This is a genomic window from Niallia tiangongensis (assembly GCF_044704065.1).
GTDB classification, from domain to species: domain Bacteria; phylum Bacillota; class Bacilli; order Bacillales; family Cytobacillaceae; genus Niallia; species Niallia tiangongensis.
The window spans coordinates 2,108,301-2,124,909 of sequence record NZ_CP162613.1 but is presented as its reverse complement, the minus strand read 5'-3'; the positions used below and the strand labels follow the sequence as shown (position 1 = coordinate 2,124,909).

Sequence of the window (16,609 nt, the reverse complement as noted above, 5' to 3'; positions counted from 1 at the left end):
AACAACACTCCTTAATCTTCCGTAATCCATGTACGTAGTAATTTTGCAAATTCCTCAGGTTTTTCTTTTGCCATTTTTTCAAGCTGCTTTCTTCTGATTGAACCTTCATTTTCTTGCTCTACATTGATATCCATGACAGGAGCAACTGGTTGAATAATTTCTTCCACTTCTTCTTGTTTCTTTTTCTTTCTCGCATTTATAAATAAGAAGATTAATAGAATAATAATCGCAAGCAATGCTCCACCAACAGCGTAGATCCACCAAGGAATAGATGCTTGAACTACCTCTGTTGCTTGTGTTTTCCCATTAAACGGCTGAACGGATACAGCAATCTTGCTTTGGATATCCTCATCTGACAATTCTCCACCAGTTGACGTTTTATCAATAGATGTACGAACGATCGTTCCTAAAATATTGGAAATGTCATCAATGCTTTCCTGCGGTAAGGAAGTAGTGTCATTAGCATCAGGTGGTTCTACCATTACTTGAATACCTAAATCACGAATTTTATATGGACTTTCAACAATTTGTTTTTTAATACGATTTACTTCACTATTAACGGTTTGTTCGACTTTTTCATAGTCGCCATTACCGGATCCTGTTTCTGAATTATAACCTGTTACATCATCTGCGTTTTCTGCCGGAACAACTCCACCAGCTGCAGCATTTTCACCTGTATATGTTTCCGTGATATTTTGCGCACTTATTTCAATTCCTGCCATATTTTCCTCATCAACAGGCGTTACTAGGTTTTCTTCTCTGTTTTCTTGGGTAAAGTCAATATCAGCAGTAACAGATACAACGACTTTATCTTGCCCCATTAACGTTCCTAGCATTGTTTGCACTTGTCTTTGAATATCACGTTCAATTTGTTTTTTCACATTATTTTGCGCAGTAAAAGTATCTGTCGCAGAATTATTTGAAGAATTTAAGTCAAAATACTCAAAGTTTTGGTTAGTAATGACGATATTATCTGTAGGAAGGTTTGGTACACTTTTGGACACGAGTGTATATAACCCTTTTATTTGATTTTCTGAGAAGTTATAGCCTGGTTTTGTATTTAACACGATAGAGGCTGTAGCTTCTCCTCCTTGATCAGAAACAAATACACTTTCCTCTGGTAAAGTGATAACAACATTAGCGTCATTAATCCCTTCCACACCTTTTATAAGATTTGCGATTTCTGTCTGCAGGGCATCTAATTTTAATACATTAAATTCATTATCTGTCATCCCAAAGCTTGCATTTTCACTAAAAAAGGAATAGTCTATGCTACCCGACTTCGGTATTCCTTCTGCTGCAAGTTCAACTTTTAAAGTGTCTACAACTTCTTCTGGAACACTGATAACAGTACCTCCACTAGAAATCTCAGAAGTTATCCCTCTACTATCAAGACTCTCTTTAATAGCTCCTGTTTCGGAAGGGGTTAAATTACTGTAAAGTGGCACTAACGTTACTCTCGTAAAAAAATAAGCTGAAAATATAACAACTAGAAGAAGCAAAAGTCCGCTACTTGTTATCACAGTCTTTTGCTTTTTTGAACGACTTTGCCAATACTCTTTTAAAGGATTAAATATTTTATTTAGATTCTCTTTCATTCTCTTCCCCCGGCTACCGTAATTTTGTTTAGGTAAAAACCGCCCATCTTTTATATTGACTGTTTTCTATAAGCTTATTGCTTTCTGTTTAGAATGAAGCCCGTAAACCGCATGGACACTTGCTTACTACGGGGAGAAAGGAAGCTTCTCTGCTATTCCTCTATTTCTCCAACTCCCCTCATTTCTAAGTGGAGGAGTTAAATAAACTACACTCTATTTACTTTAGAAGTTACCTCCTATTCTTTAAAGCAACAATGCTTCTTTAAAAACAGTCCTACTATTACACTGACATTCGCATTATTTCTTGATAAGCTTCCACTGCTTTATTACGTATTTCCATTGTAGCTTGCATCGTAATACTAGCCTTTTGAGATGCGATCATCACTTGGGATAAATCGACATTCTCTCCTCTTGCCAGCTTATTCGTTAGCGCATCTGATTCATTTTGTGCTTGGTTCACACTGTTAATGGATTCTTTCAAAAATGACGCAAAGTTTTTTTGTGCATTTGCAACAGATGTTTTATTACTCGTCGCTGAATTTGTTAATGGAAATGCAGAAGATACTGCAGAAAAATTTAAAGGTTCCATTTCATTGCTCCTATTCGTTTTTATTTACCGATTTCTAATGTTTTCATTAACATACTTTTGGAAGCATTTAAAACAGTTACATTGGCTTCATATGACCTAGAAGCACTCATTAAATCAACTATCTCACGCAAAGGATCTACGTTTGGCATACTTACATATCCATTTTCATCTGCATCTGGGTTTTCCGGATTATAAACCAACTCAAATGGTGTTTCATCTTCTACGATTTTAGATACCTTAACTCCAGCACCTGTATCTTTGCCTGTTCCTCTCGCTGCATTCAAATGGGAAGCAAATGAACCTTCTTGTTCTTGAAAAACAACTTGTTTTCGTTTGTAAGGCTCCCACTCACCATTTACCAATCTTCCTCTTGTTGTATCAACATTTGCCATATTAGAAGAAATGACATCCATTCGTAACCGTTGAGCAGTTAAAGCAGAGGCCGTAGTGTTTATACTATTAAAAATAGTCATGCTTACTTCCCTCCTCTAATTACACTTTCAAGTGAACTAAATTTCCCACTAATTCGATCAATTAACGCATTGTAATATATTTGGTTTGTTGCAAGATCGGTCATTTCTTTATCCATGTCCACACTATTTCCGCTGTTATTATAAGTAACTCCATTTTTTGAGACAACTGCTGTTGAAGCGTTGCTTGCTGAAAAAGAAATATGCTTACTATTTGTGATATTCGCATTCATGGCACTAGATAATGAATCTTTAAAAGTCACCGTCTTCGCTTTATAGTTTGGTGTATCTACATTTGCTATATTTTGTGCTATAACCTTTTGCTTTTGATTCGAGTAATTTATTGCATGTTCTAAGGTTGTTATTGTATTAGAAAAAAGCTTCACTTTTTCACACCTCGAGAAATCAATTTTAAGAAAAATGTTGAATTTTGTTTTATTGTGACGTTTTTTTACACGTTAGTTTTAATTTTAATTAATTTGTAATAAGTTGTCTATGGGAAAGAGGAGGATTTTAATGAATCTTTTTACCTATTTTAGATAATAATTAACATAATTAAAGTTTATATTGGGAAAAAGTAAGTGTTTTTCTATTTTTTTTGTTACCATTCTCATAGTCATTAGTAACTAATGGATATAATTAGGCTACGTACACAAATATACCGGTAATCACGCTGTAATGTAAATGAAAAATATATGGAAAATGCGCTCTTTTTGTCGAATGATATATATAGTACAATCAGATCTACTTGTTCACCTTATTCTATCTTCCTATATTTCAGATAGCACAGAACGCAAAAAACCTTTTCAACTTAATGAAAAGGTTTTTTTGCGTCATCTGTTTTATTAAAACAGATACTTTTTATTTATTCGTTTTTAATTTCTCAAGCTCTAATAAGAACTTGTCATTAAGTACTTTAATATAAGTACCTTTCATTCCTAAAGAACGAGACTCGATAACGCCTGCACTTTCTAATTTACGCAATGCATTTACAATTACAGATCTTGTAATACCAACACGGTCTGCAATTTTAGAAGCTACTAATAATCCTTCATTACCATTTAACTCTTCAAAAATATGCTCAATTGCTTCTAATTCACTATAAGATAAAGAGCTAATCGCCATTTGAACAACTGCTTTACTTCTTGCTTCTTCTTCGATTTCTTCTGCTTTTTCACGAAGAATTTCCATTCCAACTACAGTAGCACCATATTCAGCAAGAATTAAATCATCATCATGGAATTGCTCTTGCAATCTTGCAAGAATTAATGTTCCAAGTCTTTCTCCACCACCAATAATCGGTACAATGGTAGTAAGACCTTTTGCAAATAATTCTTTATTTTCAACCGGGAAAGCAGTATACTCACTTTCAATTTCTAAATTACTTGAAGTATTCTGAATATTAAACAAGCTATTTGTATATTCTTCTGGGAATTGGCGATCTTCAAGCATCTTTTTCATGCGATCATTTTCAATTTGTTGATTAACGGCAAAACCTAGTAATTTCCCTCTTCTGCTTACAACGAAAATGTTTGCTTCTATAACGTCACTTAATGTTTCAGACATTTCCTTAAAATTAACTGGCTTTCCTGCAGCTCTTTGTAGCATTGCGTTTATCTTTCTTGTTTTTGTTAATAAATCCATTTCATATTCCTCCTGTTAACTAAAACCAACACTTGAAATAATCTATGTCTACTTATACTGTTACCTTTCAGGAGTACATTTTAGTTTTACTAAATTATAGTATAAATTGACTTAAATCTTTATTTCTTGAGATGGCTCCTAACTTCTCCTCCACATACTTCGGAGTAATCGTTATTTTTTCCATTGTTATTTCTGGTGCTTCGAAAGACAAGTCTTCCAATAGTTTTTCTAGAATGGTATGAAGTCTACGTGCACCGATATTATCTGTATTTTGATTCACTTCATAAGCTACTTCAGCTATCTTACGAATAGCTTCGTCAGAAAATTCAATTTCTATACCTTCCGTTTGCATTAATGCTTGATATTGCTTAATCAATGCATTGTCTGGCTCCACAAGTATGCGATAAAAATCATCTACTGTTAATTTCGTAAGCTCAACACGAATCGGAAATCTTCCTTGTAATTCTGGGATTAAATCAGATGGCTTTGACATATGGAAAGCTCCAGCAGCAATAAATAAGACATGATCTGTTTTAACCGATCCATATTTTGTTACGACTGTCGATCCTTCTACTACAGGTAAAATATCTCGCTGCACACCTTCTCTTGAAACATCTGCTGAAGAACTGCCATTGGACTTGCTGGCAATCTTATCAATTTCATCGATAAAGATAATTCCCATTTGTTCTGCGCGAACGAGAGCATCCTGTGTAACCTCGTCCATATCGATTAGTTTTTGCGCTTCTTCGTTTGTTAAAACGCTTCTTGCTTCTCTAACCGTTAATTTGCGCTTTTTCTTTTTCTTCGGCATAAAGCTGCTTAAAGCATCCTGCATATTCATCCCCATTTGTTCTATGCCAGAACCTTGGAGCATATCAAACATAGAGGGCTGCTGCTCTTCTACTTCTACAGTTACTACTTCATCTTCTAGTTCGCCTAGGGCAAGTTTTTCTTTCACTATTTTTCTTTTTTCTGACTTACTAGTTTCTTCCACTGTTGCCTCTTCTTCGTCTGTTTCTGCAGCGCCACCGCCAAAAAGCATTTCCAAAGGATTTTTGTAGTTGGAGGTTTTCTTTGCAGCAGAAGGAACTAACAATTCAACAAGTCGATTATTTGCCGCAACTTCTGCTCGCTCTTTAACTTGAAACATCTTTTCTTCTTTTACTAAGCGTACAGATGTTTCAACAAGATCACGAACCATTGATTCCACATCGCGTCCGACATAACCGACTTCCGTAAACTTAGTTGCTTCTACCTTAACAAATGGTGCATTAACAATTTTAGCAATTCTTCTTGCTATTTCTGTTTTACCGACACCAGTAGGTCCCATCATTAAAATATTTTTCGGACTGATTTCATCTCTAAGCTTTTCATCCAGCAAACTTCTGCGAAAACGGTTTCTCAAAGCTACAGCAACCGCTTTTTTTGCATCCTTTTGTCCAACAATATATTGATCAAGGCGCTCCACAATTTGACGAGGTGTTAAACTAGCACTTTTTTGCATAATAAAAATCCTCCCCTATAATTCTTCCACGATGATATTATTATTTGTATAAACACAAATTTCACCAGCAATCTCTAGAGCCGCCTTCGCAATGTCGTATGCAGAAAGATTATCTCCAGAATAAGTTTTGAGCGCTCTACCTGCAGCAAGTGCATAGTTTCCGCCAGAACCGATTGCAAGTATACCATCATCTGGTTCAATTACTTCGCCTGTTCCAGATACTAATAATAGGTCTGTTTCATTCATAACGATCAGCATCGCTTCCAGTTTTCTAAGAACTTTATCACTGCGCCATAGCTTCGCAAGCTCCACCGAGGCACGCTGCAAGTTCCCATTAAACTCATCTAATTTCCCTTCAAATAGTTCGAAAAGGGTAAAGGCATCCGCAACTGATCCCGCAAATCCCGCAATTACTTTCCCGTTAAAAAGCTTTCTTACCTTTCGGGCAGTGTGTTTCATCACAACAGCATTCCCTAATGTTACCTGACCATCACCGGACATCGCTGACTTCCCTTTATGTTTTACCGCAAAAATAGTTGTTGCATGAAATTGTGGCATTTCAGACATGTTACTTCCTCCTTATCCAATTGACTATGCCCTAGGATGATAAGACATATATGTCTTTTTTAAATACTCATTTGTTACATGAGTATATATTTGAGTCGATGTTAAAAATGCATGACCTAATAATTCTTGAACCGTTCTCATATCTGCACCATTTGCCAACAAATGAGTTGCAAATGAATGTCTCAATTTATGGGGATGAATTTTTCCTTGTGAGGATGAAGTATCCATCATTTTATTTAAGATATCACGAACTCCATTATCTGTTAAAATTCCTCCGCGATAATTAACAAACAAATAAGAATGAGTTGAAGTATTTTTCATCAGCTTATTCCTACCAGTCTTTATGTACGCTTCAAGAGCTTGATGAGCAAAACTACCAAATGGAACATACCGTTCCTTTTGTCCTTTTCCCCTAACCAATACGGTAGAAACACTAAAGTCAATATCGCTTAATTGAATTTTTGTACATTCTCCAACACGAATGCCAGTCGCATACAGTAATTCAAGCAATGCTTTATTTCTTAGCCCAAGGGGTGTGTTCGTATCACATGATAAAAAGAGTTGCTGCAATTCTTCCTCGTAGAAAAAATCAGGTAATCTCTTTTCTAGCTTAGGTATTGATACAGCAGAAAACGGATTATTTTCTACTTCCTTTTCCCTTAGCAAAAATCGATAAAAACTTCTCAAACTAGAGATTTTCCGCGCAATTGTCTTTCTTGCTAATTGCTCTGAAAAAAGCTCTGTTAAGTATATTCTTACATCAGATGGACTCACGTCGTCTAACTTGTCTATTACTTGATCTTTCATAAAGCGAAAGAATTGGTCAATATCTTGCATATAAAATTCTATTGTATATGGTGAGTAATTTTTTTCAATCTGTAAATAGGTAATAAACGCCTGAACATGATTGTTTAATTCTTGTTTCATAACCTCACCTCACAATGGCTTCATCATATTATCATACTTTTTATCTACAAGCAATAAATTTACAAATTTTTCACAAAGTTCCGAATTGTTTGTGACAATCCTTTCATTTCATGTTTATTTCTTCCTTTTTCCTTAGGTTAGTAAAGCTAATCCTAAATGCACTTTAACAGTCATATGGAAGCATCTCTAAAATATGTAAAACACGAAAGCTAATAGCTGCATTTTCAAAAAGTAATTATGAAGTAATCACTCATAGCATTTTACTATACGAATGAAAGAATGAAAAGTTTCTACTTCAAGAGAATAAATATTTTTTTATAAAAACAAATTCTCGCTACATTATCTTCCATATATATTATATTCAGGGAAATACATAAGCGTAATTTGGTAGTAACTGACAAGAGAGTGAGCATACTGCTCACCCTCAACCCCATTTGCTTATTATACTCGATTTTCGTAGTAAGTGGATGTACTATTTTTAAAAGAAGCCTTATTAGCTTTGTGGCTCTTCTTTGTAATCACAGTTTACGCACTGTACTTGCACACCTTTTTTCAATTTTTTCTCTACTAACATGCTTTCGCATTTCGGACAAGGTCTTTGTAGCGGCTTATCCCATGAAATAAAATCACATTCTGGAAAACGATCGCAACCGTAAAAAATTCTGCGCTTCTTACTTTTTCTTTCAATTATATTCCCTTCATGGCACTTCGGACATTTTACCCCAATATCCTTCACAATCGCTTTCGTATTTCTGCAGTCAGGGAAATTACTGCAAGCCATGAATTTTCCATATCGACCCATTTTATAAACCATTGGATTGCCGCACTCTTCGCAATCCTCTCCTGCTGGTTCATCTTTTATTTCAATGGTCTGCATTTCTTGTTCAGCTACTTCTAATCTTTTCTCAAACGTTTGATAGAATTCATCAATTACCTTTACCCAATCGACTTTCCCTGCCTCTATATTATCTAAATCTTGTTCCATATTGGCAGTAAATTCAATGTTTAATATTTCTGGGAAAAATTCCAAAATTAATTCTAAGACGATTTCCCCTAATTCAGTTGGGATAAATCGTTTATTCTCAAGCGCTACATAGCCGCGCTTTTGAATGGTATCAAGGGTTGGAGCAAAGGTTGATGGTCTTCCTATCCCTAATTCCTCGAGTGTTCTTACTAGCCTCGCTTCTGTATAGCGTGGAGGCGGCTGTGTGAAATGCTGCTTTGTGTCAATATCTTTATTTAATACTGTGTCCCCTTCCTTTAAATCTGGAAGCTGACGGTCTTTCTCATCAACATTATCATCTGTACCTTCTACATATACTTTCATAAAACCAGGGAATTTTATTTTTGAGCCGTTTGCACGGAAAATTACGTTACCGTTTGATAAATCTACACTCATTGTATCCATTACCGCTGATGCCATTTGGCTAGCAATAAATCTTTCCCAAATTAATTTATATAAGCGAAATTGATCACGAGATAAAAATTCCTTTACCTTATTGGGCTCACGGATAATGCTAGTTGGACGAACTGCTTCGTGGGCATCTTGCACTTTTCCATTCTTCTTCTCTTTTTTCTTGTCTTCTCTCGTATACTCCTTGCCGTATTGACTGTTTATATATTCAAAAGCTTCCCCTTGAGCAACCTCTGAAATTCTAGTTGAATCGGTTCTCATATAGGTAATTAAACCAACTGTTCCTTCTTTACCAAGATCAATTCCTTCATATAATTGTTGCGCAAGCATCATTGTTTTCTTGGCACGGAAATTTAATTTACGAGCTGCTTCTTGTTGTAGAGAAGATGTAGTAAATGGAACAGCGGGATTTCTCTTCCGTTCTTTTTTACTGACTTTATCTACTGTAAATTTATTATCTTTTAGCTGACTAGTTATTTTCTTAACATCTTCTTCTGAATGAAGTTCGATTTTCTCTCCATTTACTCCATAAAAGGATGCTTCAAAATTATTTTTCCCTTTAATAAAGCTACCTTCAATAGACCAGTATTCCTCTGGCTCGAATGCTTTGATTTCTTGTTCTCTTTCAATAATAAGACGTACAGCAACAGATTGCACTCTTCCTGCACTTAGTCCTTTTTTTACTTTTTTCCATAATAGAGGACTGATATTATATCCAACTAAACGGTCTAAAACCCTTCTAGCCTGCTGTGAATCCACTAAGTCCATATTAATCGCTCTAGGGTGCTTAAATGACTCTTTAATAGCATCTTTTGTGATTTCATTGAAAACAACACGGCAATCTGATTCTATGTCCACATTTAAGCTATTAGCTAAGTGCCATGCAATTGCTTCCCCTTCGCGATCCGGGTCAGCTGCTAAATAGATTTTCTTCGCTTTTTTTGCTGCAGTTTTTAGATCCTTTAAAATAGGACCTTTACCGCGGATTGTTATGTACTTTGGCTCAAATTGTTTTTCTATATCAACACCCATTTGACTTTTAGGTAAATCCCTAATATGTCCCATTGATGCTTTCACTTTATATTTTTTTCCTAAATATCGTTCTATTGTCTTTGCTTTTGCTGGTGACTCAACGATTACTAAAAAATCTGACATCCACTGTCCTCCTTAAGAGGGATTTAAATATTCACTATTATTGTATACTATGTTTTGATTTGTCAAACATTCCGATAACTAGTAAACGTTTTCACTCTCTTTATTTATGTAAATTTTTCGGTTTAAATATCTATACGTTGCAAAATGTATAACAAATTTCTAAAAATAGCAATACTTTTTTTAAAACTTTCAAGAAAAATTCCAAATTTATGGAAAAATGATAATTCCTTAATTAATTTTATGCTTATAGCGTAACACTTTCCTTTTGTATTGAAAACTATTTTCATTTGACTATTTGTTTTATTTTTATAAATACAAGCCGGAAACTATTTCCATATAAAAAAATCAACGTTTATTCCTAGTCCGATAAATGCTTCCATTCTTCTAATATATCTTTTGCTTCGAGCACTGGTTTTGCGCCTTGTTGGATTAATTCATTAGGACCTACTGAGTAGGGGCTAAAAATATTTCCTGGCACAGCGAATACGTCTCGTCCTTCGTTTACAGCGAAATTAGCAGTGATTAAGGAGCCACTTTTCTTCTTCGCTTCTACGACTAATGTTCCGTTACTTAGCCCACTAATAATTCGATTTCTCATTGGAAATTGCCATTTTAGAGGTTTGGTTAACGGGGGATATTCAGATAACACTAGCTGATGCTTCATCATTTCTCCTGCTAGCTCCCTGTTCTCTTTTGGATAGATATGAAAAAGTCCTCCTGCAATCACACCAATGGTTTTGCCGCCATGTGTGATAGCAAGTTTATGGGCTATCGAATCTACCCCTTGTGCTAGACCACTTACAATAGTGATTTCCTCTTCTACTAACTCTTTGATAAGCTGTTGAATTACCTTCGTACTATAGGTAGTAGCTAAGCGGGAACCAACAATCGCCAGCTTTTTTGGGGATCGAAGCAAGGAAAGATCACCTTTTGCATAAAGAACCCATGGAGGCTGATAGATTTCTTTTAAAAGCGGAGGATATAATGGGTCGAAAAAAGTAATTGTGTGGATATGATTGTATCGATACTGGTTCAATAGCTCTTCCACATGATTAGAACGGATGGTTTCAACTATTTCCTTTTCTACATTAGGAGGTAACGAGGGTAATAAGGAAGGGTTTTTGTACAACTGAAGAGTTGGATCTGCTTTTAGAAGACTCCCAATTGTTTTCCAGCTAATTCCTCGACAGTGGTGCAGTTTAATTAATGATTTATTTACGATATCCATCTTTTCTTCCTTTCACTTATCTACTTTTTCCCAAAGAAATTAGCAACTATACATCAGGAAGACGAAAAACATATATTAAATAAGGAATTATCTTCCTTCATTATAAATAGTTTTTTCGATAATGCCTAGTATTCATTTATGTTCTATACATTTGCAAATCCGTAGAAAAAAAATCCCTTTACTCCCTCCAAAAAAAAGCACGAAAAAAGGGGTTGGGACATAAGTATTCCAGCCATAAATAAACCCGAACAACCATACGATACTTCCATATGATTGTTCGGGTTTATATTGGTTTATAAAAGGCTGTTTCAGTAAAGATGGTGTTATTATCCGCAGCCTAAAATACACTTCGCTTTCCATGGGGCGAGCGCCGAGCCGCTTCGTCACTTAAGTTCCTGCAGGGTCTCGGACTTTCTCGCTGCTCCCATAGGAGTCTACGTGTATTCAGGTTGCTCCGTCTTTCCAATTAATTAATTTTTTCTATTTCCATAATAGTTTATAGAAAAACAATCTTTAAAAACGAATTAGTTTTTACACTGACTATATTTAAAATCATAAATAACTAGCATGAAAAAGTAGCCTTTATTTAAGAGCTAAATTAAGGATGTTCGTCTTTACAGACTGGCTATTTAGTTTTGTCCCAGCCTCTTACTTTTTTATTTTGTTACTACTTCATGTGTTTTACATTTTTCGTATAAAGACTGCTCTTTTAATACCTCAATCAATGTAGCTCCCATATCTGATGGAGTTGGTGCTACTTTAATGCCACATTCTGATAGAACGCTAATTTTTTCATCCGCTGTTCCTTTTCCACCTGAGATGATTGCACCAGCATGACCCATGCGCTTGCCTGGAGGTGCAGTGCGCCCACCTATAAATCCTACTACCGGCTTCGTCATATTTTCTTTTACCCAGCGTGCTGCTTCTTCCTCTGCAGTACCACCGATTTCCCCAATCATAATTACTGCATACGTTTCTTCATCTTCATTAAAAGCCTTTAGTGTATCAATAAAATCTGTTCCATTTACTGGATCTCCGCCAATTCCAACCGCTGTGGATTGGCCAATACCAGCCTGGGAAAGCTGATGAACAGCCTCATATGTTAAGGTTCCTGAACGAGAAACAACTCCTACATGGCCCTTCTTGTGAATGTATCCTGGCATAATCCCAATCTTACATTCCTCAGGTGTAATCACACCTGGACAGTTCGGACCTATTAATCTAGTCTTTTTCCCTTCCATATAGCGTTTTACTTTCACCATATCAAGAACAGGGATATGTTCAGTAATACAGATTACCAAATCTAATTCCGCATCTACTGCTTCTAGAATGGCATCTGCTGCGAATGGAGCAGGTACATAAATAACCGATGCGTTAGCTTCTGTAACATCTACTGCATCTTTCACGGTATTAAAGACTGGTACTCCTTCTACCGTTGTACCGCCTTTTCCTGGAGTTACGCCTCCAACAATTTTTGTACCGTATTCAAGCATTTGTTTTGTATGAAAAAGTGCTGTTGCACCAGTTATTCCTTGGACAAGGACTTTTGTATCTTTATTAATAAAAACACTCATTATTCGTTCCCTCCTTGCTCTACTAAGGTTACAATTTTCTCAGCACCATCAGCCATCGATTCGGCTGCTACAATATCTACACCAGATTCGCGGAGAATCTTTTTGCCTAAGTCCACGTTAGTTCCTTCTAGGCGAACAACGAGAGGGACATGAAGGCTAACTTGCTTTGCAGCTTCCACAATTCCTGTTGCGATAACATCACATTTCATGATGCCCCCAAAAATATTGACAAAAATCCCCTTAACTTTCGAATCGGAAAGAATGATTTTAAATGCTTCTGTTACTTTTTCTGCTGTAGCGCCGCCCCCAACATCCAAAAAGTTAGCCGGTTCTCCGCCATAATGCTTAACAATATCCATTGTTGCCATAGCAAGTCCAGCACCATTTACCATACAGCCAATATTTCCATTTAAAGCAATATAGCTTAAATCATATTTTGACGCTTCTAATTCTTTCTCATTTTCTTCATCTAAATCTCTATATGCAACAATATCTTTATGTCTATACAAAGCATTCGAATCAAAATTCAACTTCGCATCCAATGCCATAATGTTTCCATCCTCTGTTAGTACCAGTGGATTAATTTCTGCAATCGAGCAGTCTTTGTCTACAAACACCTTATATAAACCAGTCATAAATGCAACTGCTTTATTTACTTGCTTGCCTGGAATATTAATCGCAAATGCAACTCGGCGCGCTTGAAACGGAGTTAAACCAATCACTGGATCAATAACTTCTTTTACGATTTTCTCTGGGTATTTCTCTGCGATTTCCTCAATTTCTGTACCGCCCTCTTCAGAAGCCATTAATACGATTCGAGATGTTGCACGGTCCACGACAAATCCTATGTAATATTCCTTCTTGATTCGGCAGCCCTCTTCAATTAATAATCGTTTTACTAATTTCCCTTCTGGTCCTGTTTGATGGGTAACTAATGTGCTGCCCAAAATATCTGATGCATAAGTTTGTACTTCTTCCAAACTTTTTGCAACCTTTACTCCACCAGCTTTTCCTCGACCACCTGCATGGATTTGCGCTTTCACTACCCATACATCACTGTTTAATGTTTCTGCAGCTCGCACTGCCTCTTCTACTGTAAAAGCTACTTTTCCTTTTGGTACTGAGACGCCGTTTAATTCTAAAATCTCTTTCCCCTGATATTCATGAATATTCAAGCTTCCACACCCCTTTAATTTCCCTTTTTTGTAAAATCGGAGACAACTGCATTATTACATCTTATAACGAAAGAATGAAATTTATTTCATTCTTTTTTGTTTTCTCCTTTTGACATAACAATCGTTTTCACTGTAATAATAGGCTTTATTTAAAGCGATTCGCGATTTGTTTATCTATTTAGAAAAAACAAAAATATGGTCACGCTTTCATTTTAAATGAAAAAACCTTTCTTTGTCTATAAAAAAGGCTTTTATCTTTAAATATTTTACATTTAAAAATATTTTTTCTTCATTTTCTGTCTTTTGGCACGTCTTTTTTCCCCGTTTCCTTCTCTAAAGAATATATAAATGCAAATACTTCAGCGACTGCCATATATAAATCTTCTGGAATTTGTTCATTTATATTTAATTTACTTAGAAGTTCTACAAGCGAAGCATCTTCCTGAATTGGGATCTTCTCTTTTTTCGCCCGTTCGAGTATTTGCTCAGCCACTAAGCCTTTCCCTTTTGCAATAACAGCAGGAGCTGAATGTTTGTGTTGCTCATAGGTTAAGGCTATCGCTTCTTTTCGTTTCAAAGACTTAGGCTTGTTCATATTTTAAGATCCACTCCTTTGTAAGCATTTGTTCGCATTGCTTGCTGAGGGCTCCACACAGGCTTGTCTTCTTTTGTCAGTGGTCTCGCATGGACTGTCATCAATTTATAATCAAGCTCCCTAAGCTTTTCTTTTAAAGACTCTTCCGTCTGTTTTATTATTGGCATTATTTCTGGTGCTCGATCATTAAGGATACTCATATTCATGATTCGATTTTGTATATTTATATCAATAACCGTATCCTTCATATGGGCAAGCTCTAAGTAAAAAAGTATGCGACAATAATTACTATCCACTTTGCCATCTGCCGTTTTTCTGCCATTATACTGCATCGTTATATCCACCTGCTGGTTGAAAAACCGAAGGGGAATTTCTGTAATCAACTGCATAACAGGTCCAGTTTGCTGACTCATAAGCTGGTAGCCTGTCACTTTATCGATTAATTGACCTGCTGTCTCTTTCACAGCGATTGGAACGTCTTTTCCCACTAACTCTAGCAGCATAGGCTTTAGCATTTCCTGATGAAAGGCTTGTTCCTCTCCCATCGGTGTTCGTTTTAATAATCCAGCTTCAAACGAATAGCCCATTTTATGAAAAATAGTTTTTAGTGTATCTACTATGGTATCTTGGGAAAGATTTTCTCCCTCTGTTAAACTAGAAAGCAGATTATTTACGATTGGTTCTTTGATTTTAAAGGCTGAAAGCTGTTGCTGCAGTTCTCCTATCAGTGCACTAATCCCTTTTCCTGCCTGCAAAGATGAAATACTTGAAAAAACTTCTTTCGTTAGTGGAAGGTCTCTTTCTAGCATAAGCCCAATAACGGAAAGCTCTTGTTTTCCAATTGAAGCTGGTAGCCAGTCCTTCATATTTCCCATTGATTCTTTCATAATTGGTAGATTATTAGATAGTAGATATCGAATAAATAAATTATTTTCTTTCGTGTCAGGAAGATGCAGCTGTTGAAGTAATCCTTTTATATTGCCTTTTTCACTAGATACTTCCGATGAATGGGGAAGTACTTTTAAAATGGGTTTATCATCTGTTGCGGAAACTTGAAACCAATAACTTTGATCGATGGTTAACGGAATGGTTAGATTGGCAAGCATTTTTTGTGAACCTATTTGCACTTCTGCCATTTGTTGAGGAAATAATTTAGTCAATTTCCCATATACAAGTTGTCCATCTCTTAATTCGAGTACTTTACTACTTAAAAGATTTTCTTGAAATAAATTTTGGACAATATGGTTAATATTCATCCATTTCCTCCTTTCTTCCATAACAGAACTTTATCCATTTGTACTAACGAACTATTTATTCTCCACCATCTCTTTTATAGGAGAAAAACTTTTGCGGTGATGAATCGTAATCCCACATTCAGTGAGAGCTTCGAGATGTTCTTTCGTACCATAGCCCATATTGTTTGCAAAATGATAATCTGGATATTCTTCATGTAACTCTCTCATCATGCGATCTCTTGTTACTTTCGCAATAATGCTTGCCGCTGCAATCGAAACACTTTTACTGTCCCCTTTAATAAGGGGCTGGCTAGGGAATGGAGTGGTTAATTTCATTGCATCGATAAGTAAGTAGTCTGGCGTTTTGGAAAGCTCATTAATCGCTTCTAACATTCCCTTTTTTGTTGCTTGATAAATATTAATTCGATCTATTTCTGCAGGTGAGATAATTCCTACCCCTATAGAAATCGCCTCTTTTTTAATAATCTCATAAAATAATTCTCTTTTTTTCTCTGACAATTTCTTTGAATCGTCAATGCCAGGTAAATAAAAATCTTCCGGGAGGATAACGGCTGCTGTGACAACAGGTCCGGCAAGCGGTCCCCTGCCTACTTCATCAATGCCTGCAATATATGTATATCCCTTGCTTCTTATTTCTTTTTCATAGTGATTCATCATTACGAAATGGTCATGAAGCCTTTGTTCCTTTGCAATACGCTTATCCCATGCTTCTAAAAGCTTCTGAGCCCCTTTTCTCTCGTCCTTTCGTAATTCAAGGATAAATGGGTCATTTGCTTCCTTTATCCCTTCTAGCGTCTCTTTTATTTCTTTCATCGTTGCTAATTTCATTGTTTACACCTCTATATTTATATCGGTTTATGGATGATTTTTTTTATTTTAATCTGTTGGATACGTTTATTTTTGTTAACGAAGC

The 16,609-nt window shown here is 35.9% G+C and carries 15 protein-coding genes; all 15 read right to left on the bottom strand.

Annotated elements, in window-relative coordinates; genetic code table 11:
* Nucleotides 1-11: 11 nt before the first annotated feature.
* The 15 genes from fliF to AB3U99_RS09810 all read right to left on the bottom strand — a co-directional run bounded on the left by fliF (nt 12) and on the right by AB3U99_RS09810 (nt 16,524).
* Nucleotides 12-1,598: a flagellar basal-body MS-ring/collar protein FliF gene (fliF, locus tag AB3U99_RS09880; protein ID WP_400247219.1), complete on the bottom strand. Its 1,587-nt coding sequence runs from the start codon at nt 1,596-1,598 to the stop codon at nt 12-14.
* A 280-nt stretch (nt 1,599-1,878) separates the two neighbouring features.
* Nucleotides 1,879-2,187, bottom strand: a complete 309-nt coding sequence (gene fliE / locus AB3U99_RS09875) for a flagellar hook-basal body complex protein FliE (protein WP_400247217.1) — start codon at nt 2,185-2,187, stop codon at nt 1,879-1,881.
* A gap of 20 nt (nt 2,188-2,207) precedes the next feature.
* Nucleotides 2,208-2,660: a flagellar basal body rod protein FlgC gene (gene flgC / locus AB3U99_RS09870; RefSeq protein ID WP_400247215.1), complete on the bottom strand. Its 453-nt coding sequence runs from the start codon at nt 2,658-2,660 to the stop codon at nt 2,208-2,210.
* Between the two features lie 2 nt (nt 2,661-2,662).
* A complete protein-coding gene (gene flgB / locus AB3U99_RS09865) occupies nt 2,663-3,043 on the bottom strand; it encodes a flagellar basal body rod protein FlgB (protein ID WP_400247214.1) in 381 nt (126 codons plus the stop codon).
* A gap of 475 nt (nt 3,044-3,518) precedes the next feature.
* Nucleotides 3,519-4,301: a GTP-sensing pleiotropic transcriptional regulator CodY gene (codY, locus tag AB3U99_RS09860; protein ID WP_400247212.1), complete on the bottom strand. Its 783-nt coding sequence runs from the start codon at nt 4,299-4,301 to the stop codon at nt 3,519-3,521.
* A gap of 94 nt (nt 4,302-4,395) precedes the next feature.
* Entirely contained in the window at nt 4,396-5,805 is a 1,410-nt protein-coding gene (gene hslU, locus AB3U99_RS09855) for an HslU--HslV peptidase ATPase subunit (RefSeq protein WP_400247210.1), read from the bottom strand.
* 15 nt (nt 5,806-5,820) lie between these two features.
* Nucleotides 5,821-6,363, bottom strand: a complete 543-nt coding sequence (gene hslV / locus AB3U99_RS09850) for an ATP-dependent protease subunit HslV (RefSeq protein WP_284561348.1) — start codon at nt 6,361-6,363, stop codon at nt 5,821-5,823.
* 33 nt (nt 6,364-6,396) lie between these two features.
* Complete coding sequence (gene xerC, locus AB3U99_RS09845; RefSeq protein ID WP_400247208.1) at nt 6,397-7,299, bottom strand: tyrosine recombinase XerC; 903 nt, start codon at nt 7,297-7,299, stop codon at nt 6,397-6,399.
* A gap of 493 nt (nt 7,300-7,792) precedes the next feature.
* Nucleotides 7,793-9,868: a type I DNA topoisomerase gene (gene topA, locus AB3U99_RS09840; RefSeq protein ID WP_400247207.1), complete on the bottom strand. Its 2,076-nt coding sequence runs from the start codon at nt 9,866-9,868 to the stop codon at nt 7,793-7,795.
* Between the two features lie 358 nt (nt 9,869-10,226).
* Entirely contained in the window at nt 10,227-11,096 is an 870-nt protein-coding gene (dprA, locus tag AB3U99_RS09835; protein WP_400247206.1) for a DNA-processing protein DprA, read from the bottom strand.
* Between the two features lie 656 nt (nt 11,097-11,752).
* A complete protein-coding gene (sucD, locus tag AB3U99_RS09830; protein ID WP_400247204.1) occupies nt 11,753-12,670 on the bottom strand; it encodes a succinate--CoA ligase subunit alpha in 918 nt (305 codons plus the stop codon).
* A complete protein-coding gene (gene sucC, locus AB3U99_RS09825) occupies nt 12,670-13,845 on the bottom strand; it encodes an ADP-forming succinate--CoA ligase subunit beta (protein WP_400247202.1) in 1,176 nt (391 codons plus the stop codon). Before sucC ends, sucD begins: the two co-directional genes overlap by 1 nt.
* Before the next feature lie 289 nt (nt 13,846-14,134).
* Nucleotides 14,135-14,440, bottom strand: a complete 306-nt coding sequence (locus AB3U99_RS09820; protein ID WP_400247200.1) for an EscU/YscU/HrcU family type III secretion system export apparatus switch protein — start codon at nt 14,438-14,440, stop codon at nt 14,135-14,137.
* On the bottom strand, nt 14,437-15,696 hold the full coding sequence (locus tag AB3U99_RS09815) for a hypothetical protein (RefSeq protein WP_400247198.1): 1,260 nt from the start codon (nt 15,694-15,696) through the stop codon (nt 14,437-14,439). Before AB3U99_RS09815 ends, AB3U99_RS09820 begins: the two co-directional genes overlap by 4 nt.
* 51 nt (nt 15,697-15,747) lie before the next feature.
* Nucleotides 15,748-16,524 (bottom strand): ribonuclease HII, encoded by a 777-nt coding sequence (locus AB3U99_RS09810; RefSeq protein WP_400247196.1) that lies wholly within the window; start codon nt 16,522-16,524, stop codon nt 15,748-15,750.
* Between the last annotated feature and the right edge of the window lie 85 nt (nt 16,525-16,609).

Coding starts and splice junctions, on each gene's coding strand:
- xerC (WP_400247208.1), bottom strand. CDS start 7,299: ATGAAACAAGAATTAAACAATCATGTTCAGGCGTTTATTACCTATTTA.
- codY (WP_400247212.1), bottom strand. CDS start 4,301: ATGGATTTATTAACAAAAACAAGAAAGATAAACGCAATGCTACAAAGA.
- AB3U99_RS09815 (WP_400247198.1), bottom strand. CDS start 15,696: ATGAATATTAACCATATTGTCCAAAATTTATTTCAAGAAAATCTTTTA.
- flgC (WP_400247215.1), bottom strand. CDS start 2,660: ATGACTATTTTTAATAGTATAAACACTACGGCCTCTGCTTTAACTGCT.
- AB3U99_RS09810 (WP_400247196.1), bottom strand. CDS start 16,524: ATGAAATTAGCAACGATGAAAGAAATAAAAGAGACGCTAGAAGGGATA.
- fliF (WP_400247219.1), bottom strand. CDS start 1,598: ATGAAAGAGAATCTAAATAAAATATTTAATCCTTTAAAAGAGTATTGG.
- fliE (WP_400247217.1), bottom strand. CDS start 2,187: ATGGAACCTTTAAATTTTTCTGCAGTATCTTCTGCATTTCCATTAACA.
- topA (WP_400247207.1), bottom strand. CDS start 9,868: ATGTCAGATTTTTTAGTAATCGTTGAGTCACCAGCAAAAGCAAAGACA.
- hslV (WP_284561348.1), bottom strand. CDS start 6,363: ATGCCACAATTTCATGCAACAACTATTTTTGCGGTAAAACATAAAGGG.
- sucD (WP_400247204.1), bottom strand. CDS start 12,670: ATGAGTGTTTTTATTAATAAAGATACAAAAGTCCTTGTCCAAGGAATA.
- hslU (WP_400247210.1), bottom strand. CDS start 5,805: ATGCAAAAAAGTGCTAGTTTAACACCTCGTCAAATTGTGGAGCGCCTT.
- AB3U99_RS09820 (WP_400247200.1), bottom strand. CDS start 14,440: ATGAACAAGCCTAAGTCTTTGAAACGAAAAGAAGCGATAGCCTTAACC.
- dprA (WP_400247206.1), bottom strand. CDS start 11,096: ATGGATATCGTAAATAAATCATTAATTAAACTGCACCACTGTCGAGGA.